Source organism: Streptococcus oralis (assembly GCF_001579175.1).
GTDB classification, from domain to species: Bacteria; Bacillota; Bacilli; order Lactobacillales; family Streptococcaceae; genus Streptococcus; species Streptococcus oralis_O.
In genome coordinates this window covers 211,409-219,957 of the sequence record NZ_KQ970760.1, presented here as the reverse complement: position 1 = coordinate 219,957, position 8,549 = coordinate 211,409, and the positions used below count along the sequence as shown (strand labels likewise).

The window sequence follows — 8,549 nt, the reverse complement described above, 5'->3', positions numbered from 1 at the left end:
AGTATAAAAAACTCAGACGAATGCGTCTGAGTTTTTTTATGATCGTAAATTTTCCAGATAGCGCTGAGCTGTCTCTAAGTTAAAGGTTTTCTCTGCGATGAGACGCTCAACCAGGGGAGCAACCTCTGTCTCACTAGCACCAGCTAGGAGAGCTAGGGATTTGGCCTGCAACTTCATGTGACCTTGCTGGATGCCCGTACTGACCAAGGCTTTGAGAGCCGCAAAGTTTTGTGCCAGTCCGATAGAAACGATAATTTGAGCTAATTCTTTGGCAGAAGGATTTCCCAGTAGTTCATGACTAAGAGCTACACGTGGGTTGAGACCGATAGATCCACCCTTGGTCGCTACAGGCATGGGTAGGGTCATCTCACCGACCAATTCTTCTCTTTCCATGTCCAGCTTCCATTGACTGAGACCTTGATAGCGTCCATCTCGACTGGCAAAGACATGAGCCCCAGCTTCGATAGCACGCCAGTCATTACCCGTGGCGATTAAAATGGCATCGATACCATTAAAAATCCCTTTATTATGAGTAGCTGCTCGGTAAGGATCTGCCTGCGCAAACTGGCTAGCCAAAGCTATTTTCTCTGCTATTTCTCTGGCTTCATCCTTTTGTCGGCTCAAGTAGCGAAAGGCAATACGACAGCTTGCAGTCACCAGAGAATCGGTCGCGTAGTTGGACAAGATCCCCATGAGACTCTGTCCTTGACTGAGTTCTTCTAAGACTGGCTTCAAGGCTTCCAGCATGGTGTTGAGCATATTGGCTCCCATGGCTTCCTGAGTATCGACATGAAGATAAGCAACGAGAAAGTCTGTTTCACCTTTGATCTGCTCTACATGCAAATCACGCGCCCCACCACCACGTTTGACGATAGAAGGATAGGCTTGATTGGCAAGTTCCAAGAGCTCCGCCTTCTTGCTGGCAATCTTCTCTTGCGCTTGTTCAGGTTCAGCAACTTGATAAAGGGCTACCTGACCAATCATCTGGCGCTGATGAACCTGAGCAGTAAAACCGCCTGCTCGCTTGATGATTTTGCTGGCATAGCTAGCCGCAGCAACCACTGAGGGTTCTTCTGTCACATAGGGTACTGTGTAGTCCTGACCATTCACCACAAGCTCTGGAATGATGGAATAAGGCAGAGAAAAAGTTCCTACCACATTCTCACTCAGCTGGTCTGCAACTGCCAAGCTGACTTGTTCATCCTGCTCGAGACTCGTTTGCTTTTCAGGACTAAGGAGCGCCTGAGCTTGTAACAACTCAAGGCGCTCATGGTATGATTTTTTAGAAAATCCATTCCAACTTATCTTCATTATTTTTCAACCTTGCTATAACGGCGTTGGTGGTCGACAATTTCAACCAAGGCGTAGTCTTGATGTTCATATCCTGCAAATTGAGCTGAGCCAGACTCATCCAACTGCAAATCTTCGAAGAAGACTTTTTCATAGTCTGCAACAGACAATGCTGTACGTTTCTTGAGTTTGCTCAAGCGATCCTTATCAAGGTAAGCCTCATAGCCTTCGACCAATTCACCACTAAAGAATTCTGAAACCGCTCCACTTCCGTAACTGTAGAGGGCAATTTTATCTCCAGCCTTCAAAGTCTCTGCATTTTCCAAAAGGGAGAGAAGACCGAGAAAGAGGGAACCTGTATAGATATTCCCAATCATCTGACTGTAGAGAATGGACTTGTCAAAGTTTTCTTGCAAACTATCCTGTTTTTCTTTAGACAAAGTTTTGTCCATCATCTTGCGCAAGCCTTTTAGGGCCAACTTAGGATAAGGCAAGTGGAAGCAGATAGCCGCAAAGTCATCCATCGTCCAATCGTAGCGCTTCTTGTATTCATCCCAAGTCGTTGTCAGGCAATCAAGATACTGTTGGGTCGAGTACATGCCGTTTACATAAGGAGTGCTCGAATAGTTCGGACGCCAGAAATCCATGATGTCACGCGTTTGAGCAACGTTATCATTGTTAAAGGCCATGATGCGCGGATTTTGGGTAATCAACATCGCCACACTTCCAGCACCCTGAGTTGGCTCACCAGGAGTTCCCACACCATACTTGGCAATATCACTGGCAATGACCAAAACCTTAGACTCTGGAGAATTTTCCACATGCAATTTAGCATAATGAAGGGCAGCTGTCGCTCCATAGCAGGCTTCTTTGATTTCAAAGCTACGGGCGAAAGGCTGAATGCCTAACAAGCCATGAACAAAGACTGCCGCTGCCTTACTTTGGTCAATCCCTGACTCGGTCGCCACGATGACCATATCGATTTCTTCTTTTTCTTTGTCTGTTAAAATAGAGTTGCTTGCACTAGCTGCCAAGGTAACAATGTCCTCAGTCAGTGGCGCAATACTAATTTCATTTAACAAGAGTCCCTTGCTAAATTTTTCGGGGTCAACTCCCCTCGCTTCTGCTAAGTCTTGTAATTTCAAGACATATTGACTGGTCGCAAAACCAATCTTATCAATACCGATTGTCATATTTACCTCTGTTTTTTCATTCATTGTAAAAAATCGTTTCATTCTATTTTATCACAAATAGGGACAAAAGAGAGAAAAAAGACTTGATTCAACAAATCAAGTCTTTGCTTTTACTGCATTAGGAAGAGATTCCTCGTTGTTTTCGGATGTAGTAATAAAGCTTTAGAATTACCGTTCCACTTGCCATCCCGATAGAGATGACCAGAGCCAACATAACCACCAAAGTCGCGCTGGCAAGGGCATGACTGTAATCGCCTGTCACAAAGAAAGCTGTCGTCCGATAGGATAAATAACCTGGCACCAAGGGGGCAAGAATGGCCAAGACAAATACCACCGCTGGTGTCTTATAGACAATACTTAAAATCTGACTGATACAAGATCCAACCACCGCCGCGATAAAGGTCGCAACGATGACATTGGTCGGTTCTTTTAGAACAAGATAGAGGAGCCAAACGCCCATTCCCAAAATACCACCAGGTAGGAGCATGGAGCGTTGGACATTCAGTACGATTAAAAAGGTGATAATGGCGAGTAAACTCGCCACCGCTTGGAGTAAAATACTTGTTAGAGTCATCTTATGTCATCAAAACCAGGGCGACCGAAGTGCCGGCCCCTAAAGCGAGGGTAATGAGCAGAGATTCAAACATCTTGCTCATACCAGAGTTGATATGATTGGTCATGATATCCCGTACCGCATTTGTCAGAGCAATCCCTGGAACAAAGGGCATGACCGCTCCTGCTATAATCAGGTCTGCTGTCGAAGGAAATCCAGTGTAGCGGGCCCAGAACTGGGCAATCAAGCCAAAAACAAAGGCACCCGCAAAGGCTGTTACAAAAGGAATTCGGATAAACTTCTCGACGTAGAGAGAGAAGGCAAATCCAAATAAAGTCGCAATAGCCGCACCAAAAGCGTCATAAACATTGCCCCCAAACATAATCGAGAAGAAAGGGGCACTGAGGGTCGCTGCTACAGTCACTTGGAACTTACTATAAGGAAGGGCTTGATTGCCGATTTCTTTGAGCTTTTTAAAGGCTGTCGAGAGATCAATCTGGCCGCCCACAAGTTCTCGAGATACTTGGTTGACATCACAAACTTTTTCGATGTTATAGGAGGATGATGTCACTCGCTTCATTCGAGAAATATTAGTATTTTCAATAGAAAAGAAAATAGCTGCGGGCATGGCAAGTACATTGCAATCCATAATCCCTTGTGAATGGGCAATACGAATCATGGTATCCTCTACCCGATGAATCTCCGAACCACTTTTCAAGAGAATGGTTCCAGCTAACATAATGACATCAATGACGGCATTCAACTCTCTTGATTCGTCCATTTTCTCCTCCTTTTTTCTACTCCCTATATTTTATCACAAAATCTTGTTAAAAAAAATCTTTGTCATGATTTCATGACAAAGATTCGTTTAATCTCGAGAACTTTCGCGGTTTCCTTCATTATTTGGTTGATTCGTTGGAGGATTATTTCCTTGTTGATTTCCTTGCTGGTTCCCTTGATTTGGTGTTGTTGTAGAACCCTGGTTCCCTCGTTGAGCAGAGTTAGAGGATGAAGTTGACGGTGGTGTTTTCGGTTTGTAAATCGAAATCTTGATACGCGTGCTAGCAAGGTCAACCTTTTCACCAGCTTTTGGTGTTTGATCTACAACTGTACCCTCTGCTGTTCCTTCAGGAGCAGTCGATACTTCAATAACCTCGATATTAGCCTCTTTTACTCCGACAATCTGAGTCAGATTATTCTTAGTAAATTCGAGACTTGAACCGATGTAGCTAGGCATGCTGACACTGGTCACCTTCTTGGCCACTGTTAAGGTAATCGTGGTGGCTTTTGAAAGGTCATAAGTCGAACCCGAAGCAGGGGTTTGTCTGAGGATAGTTCCTGGTTCGCTTTCGCTGGATTCTTCCTCTTCCATCTTGATTAGATTTTCAGGAACCTTCTTCTCCTTGAGTTCAGCTACAACTTCTGTATACTTGCGTCCGACGTAATTGCTCAATTGGAAGGATTGCTTGCCAGAAGAAACAACCAAATTGACCTTGGTCCCTTCTTTTCGGCCACTACCAGCTTCTGGATCCGTTCGAATAACACGTCCTTCTGCTACTGTATCGCTGGCCTCTGACTTTTCTTCACCAGCTTCAAACTTGGATTTTTTAAGAGTTTCCTTAGCCTCTGCAACGGTTTGTCCAGCTACGTTAGGAATAGCAATCGTTGCTGGTGTCCTTGACAAAATCCAGACCAAAGAGGCTGCAACCAATAGAAGACTGGCCAAAAGAATCATATAGCGAGCCTTAAACTTCCGTTTCTTGGCTGGCTTTGGTGCAGGTGCTGGCTCAGCGACTGGTTGAGTTGCTTTCTTTGGCTGAGGACGCTCTTCCTGCGCAGGCGCTTTAGGAATAGACGTCAGTGTACTTTGTGGAACTTTAGGCAAGGTCTTGGTATCTGCCTTGCTGGCATCATCAAAGACCAATTTTGGTTCATTTCGGCGATTGTAGGACAAACTACTCGATAAATCTACATACATTTCCGAAACAGACTGATAGCGATCCGTCAACTTTTTGGCAGTTGCCTTTATAACAACATTCTCAAGAGCCTGAGGGACAGATGGATTTTCAGCAATGACAGACGGAAGTGGCTTCTGGAAATGCTGGAGAGCAATCGTAACTGCACTATCCCCATCATAAGGGATATGTCCCGTCAGCATCTCATAGAAGATGATCCCCATCGCATAGATATCGCTCTGGAAAGTCGCTTTAGAACCACGCGCTTGCTCAGGTGACAAATAATGAACGGAGCCTAACATTGAGTTGGTCTGGGTCAGACTGGTCTCCGCAAAGGCTACTGCAATCCCAAAGTCAGTGACCTTGGCTGTGCCATCAGGGGTCAGTAGGATATTTTGAGGTTTCAAATCGCGGTGAACAATGCCTCTAGTATGGGCTAAGCGCATGGCCAAGAGGATTTGTCCCATGATTCGAACCGCTTCTTCATTTGAAAGAGGATGGTGTTCTTTAATATAACGCTTGAGGTCAAGCCCTGCTACGTACTCCATAGCTAGGTACTGTTGACCTTCTTCCTCACCAATATCTGTTATCCGAACGATATGAGGATGGTCCAGATCTGCCATAGCCCTCGCTTCACGCTGGAAACGTGCTACAGCAATCGGGTCTGTCTGGTAGTTGGTCCTCAGGACCTTGACCGCCACTTCTTCCCCGTCTAGGATCAAATCCTTGGCCAGGTAAACATCTGCCATGCCCCCTCGACCAATCTGTTTGATAATCCGATACCGCCCGGCAAAAATCTTGCCGATTTGGATCATTCTGCTTCCTCCTCGTTCATGTAAACAAGGGCAACCGTAATGTTGTCTAAACCTCCTGCATTGTTAGCGAAACGAATGAGGGTTGCCGCCTTGTCTGCTAAGGAAATATCGCTGGTTACGATATCATAAATCTCGCTGGCCGAAATCATATTGGTCAAACCATCACTATTGAGCAAGAGATAATCTCCTGACTCCAGTGTAATCATTCCAAAATCTGGTTGAATCTCATCTTTTTGTCCGATGGACTGAGTGATGATATTTTTTTGGGGATGCGCTTCAGCTTCTTCTGGAGTCAACTGGCCAGCCTTGAGCAATTCATTGACCAAGGAATGGTCACTGGTCAACTGGTGGTACTCTTCTCCACGAATCAAACCGATACGAGAATCTCCAATATGAGCATAGATAGCTTGGTTGTCAATAATAGCCATAGCTTCTAGCGTAGTTCCCATACCTTTGTAGTCTTCGTCCTGACCTAGTTGATGAATTTTTTGATTTTCAATCTCTAGGTAGTGGGCAAACCACTCACGAACTTCATTGACTGAGTCGATTTGGGTATCCACCCAAGCCACGCCTAGGTCTGTTACCGCCATTTCACTAGCGATATTTCCTGCACGGTGCCCTCCCATCCCGTCAGCCAAGAGGATCATAGTGCGTCCTGCTCGGTTGACAAAGTGATTGACATAGTCTTGGTTATTTGTTCGTTTCTGACCAACATCTGTTAATAATGCTATTTCCATTGTGTCAGTTCCTTCCTAATCTGATATCTTACGAAATTGGCTAATGAAGAATCCATCACTTCCATACAATTCTGGAGTAATCAGGATACAGCCATCTTTCAGGATATCTTTACATTCGTGTTCTAGTTTAACCTGCTCGAACTCGGGATGACTTTCTAAAAACGCCTCAACGACTTGAAAGTTCTCCTCAGAGACAATAGTACAGGTACTATACGTTATTATACCACCTTTTCGTAGTGTTTGACAAACACTACCTAATATTTCCAGCTGAATTTCCTGCAAGGACGTGAAATCTGCCGTTTCTTTATTGTATTTGATATCTGGTTTGCGACGTAAGAGCCCAATACCAGAACAGGGAGCATCTACTAAAATCTTATCAAAAGAGTCTTTTTCAAAAAACTCATGCACTTTTCTGGCGTCCAATTTTTGCGTTTGCACTCGATCTGCCACACCCAGACGTTGGGCGTTTTCTTGGATTAAGTCCAACTTATGGTCATACAAGTCCAAAGCTGTCACCTTACCAGATGTGAGGTAAGAGGCCATATGGACTGTTTTCCCACCCGGAGCCGCACAGGCATCCAGGACCTGTTCATCACCCTGTATATCAAGAGTCGGAGCAACCAGTTGACTGGACTCATCTTGGATGGTAATAGCACCCTCCGAAAACAAATCATGTCCTGCAAAGTGTCCCTGCTCCTTGACCAAACCAGAAACAGCCAAAGGTGAATCACTCGCCTCTAACACGGCTTTGATTTCCTCCTTTCGACTCAAGTCGGTCACTCGGATGCTGGCTTTGTTGCGCACCAAGAGGCTTTCAAAGATGGCTTGGGCTCGCTCTTCGCCGTATTCTTCCTTGAGCTTAGACACTAGCCAAACTGGGAGAGAATAGGCAATGGAATCACGCTTGTTTTTGCGTTTGATAGTTGCAATATCTGGCCAGCCTTCTCGCAAGGTACGACGAAGGACTGCGTTGACTAATTTTTCACTGCCTTTTTTACGCGCTTTGGCTATCTCTACCGCTTCATTGACTACAGCGTGATTAGGAATCTTATCCAGATACCGAAGTTGGTAGGCGCTCATGAGAAGAAGGACATAGAGCCAGTTATCTAGCTTGTCTCGATCTTGGATAAAGTGGGACAGGTACCATTCCAAGGTGAGTTTGCGGGCTACCGTTCCGTAGACAATCTCTGTCACCAAACCCTTGTCTGCTGCTGAAAGTTGACTGCCCTTGAGGTGTTTATTTAAAGCGATATTGGAGTATGCTTGATGGATAAAAACATCCTCTAACACTGCTAGAGCTAGATTTCTAGCCGTTTCTACTTTAGTCACCAAATCGTTCTCCTACAGTCAATGTCCGTCCAACTCCGTTGAGGAAGGAAGTAATGTCCATCTTAGGCTTACCTGCTGGCTGCACTTGTTTGAGAGATAGAGCTCCTTCGGCCGTTGCAACGATCAATTCCTTCTTGCCAATAGAGAGGATCTCACCTGGAGCTCCCTGACCTTCTACTGGTAGGGCTTCATAAATCTTAAAGCGGTCTTCCTTGAGAAAAGTGTGGGCAACAGGCCATGGATTCATCCCTCTGATTTGGTTAAAGAGTTGACGGTTAGTCTTATTCCAGTCCAACTTTTCTTCCTCTGGTTTGATATTTGGCGAGAAAGTGACTTGACTAGGATCTTGTGGTTCAGGTTGGATTTCTCCTGCTAGGTAGCCAGGTAGTGTATCCAAGAGTAAATCACGGCCAACGATTGCCAATTTTTCAAACAAGGTGCCGACATTGTCCTCATCTGTGATGGGAATACTGCGACGGGAAATCATATCCCCTGCATCCATTTCCTTAACCATTTCCATGATAGTCACACCAGCCTCCTCATCTCCTTGAATCAGGGCATAATGAATGGGAGCGCCACCACGGTGTTTGGGAAGAAGGGAAGCGTGAACATTGACCGCAAAGTCCATGCTATCAAGAAGTTTGCTTGGGAGAAACTGCCCAAAAGCAGCGGTCACA

The 8,549-nt window shown here is 45.2% G+C and carries 8 protein-coding genes; all 8 read right to left on the bottom strand.

Features of this window, described 5'->3' with window-relative positions:
- Nucleotides 1-36: 36 nt before the first annotated feature.
- Nucleotides 37-1,311: a hydroxymethylglutaryl-CoA reductase, degradative gene (locus SORDD24_RS05375; protein ID WP_061408353.1), complete on the bottom strand. Its 1,275-nt coding sequence runs from the start codon at nucleotides 1,309-1,311 to the stop codon at nucleotides 37-39.
- Nucleotides 1,311-2,483, bottom strand: a complete 1,173-nt coding sequence (locus SORDD24_RS05370) for a hydroxymethylglutaryl-CoA synthase (RefSeq protein WP_061409510.1) — start codon at nucleotides 2,481-2,483, stop codon at nucleotides 1,311-1,313. Before SORDD24_RS05370 ends, SORDD24_RS05375 begins: the two co-directional genes overlap by 1 nt.
- A gap of 118 nt (nucleotides 2,484-2,601) precedes the next feature.
- Nucleotides 2,602-3,057, bottom strand: coding sequence for a threonine/serine exporter family protein (locus SORDD24_RS05365; protein ID WP_000176906.1), 456 nt, complete (start codon nucleotides 3,055-3,057; stop codon nucleotides 2,602-2,604).
- A gap of 1 nt (nucleotide 3,058) precedes the next feature.
- Complete coding sequence (locus SORDD24_RS05360) at nucleotides 3,059-3,817, bottom strand: threonine/serine exporter family protein (protein ID WP_061408351.1); 759 nt, start codon at nucleotides 3,815-3,817, stop codon at nucleotides 3,059-3,061.
- A gap of 87 nt (nucleotides 3,818-3,904) precedes the next feature.
- The gene (gene pknB, locus SORDD24_RS05355) at nucleotides 3,905-5,806 is read right to left on the bottom strand and encodes a Stk1 family PASTA domain-containing Ser/Thr kinase (protein ID WP_061408348.1); all 1,902 of its coding nucleotides are present in this window, start codon (nucleotides 5,804-5,806) and stop codon (nucleotides 3,905-3,907) included.
- Nucleotides 5,803-6,543, bottom strand: coding sequence for a Stp1/IreP family PP2C-type Ser/Thr phosphatase (locus tag SORDD24_RS05350; RefSeq protein ID WP_000401534.1), 741 nt, complete (start codon nucleotides 6,541-6,543; stop codon nucleotides 5,803-5,805). Before SORDD24_RS05350 ends, pknB begins: the two co-directional genes overlap by 4 nt.
- Nucleotides 6,544-6,558: 15 nt before the next feature.
- A complete protein-coding gene (rsmB, locus tag SORDD24_RS05345; protein ID WP_061409508.1) occupies nucleotides 6,559-7,872 on the bottom strand; it encodes a 16S rRNA (cytosine(967)-C(5))-methyltransferase RsmB in 1,314 nt (437 codons plus the stop codon).
- On the bottom strand, nucleotides 7,865-8,549 hold a 685-nt coding region (gene fmt / locus SORDD24_RS05340), incomplete at its 5' end, for a methionyl-tRNA formyltransferase (RefSeq protein WP_061408345.1). The genes rsmB and fmt, both read right to left, overlap by 8 nt.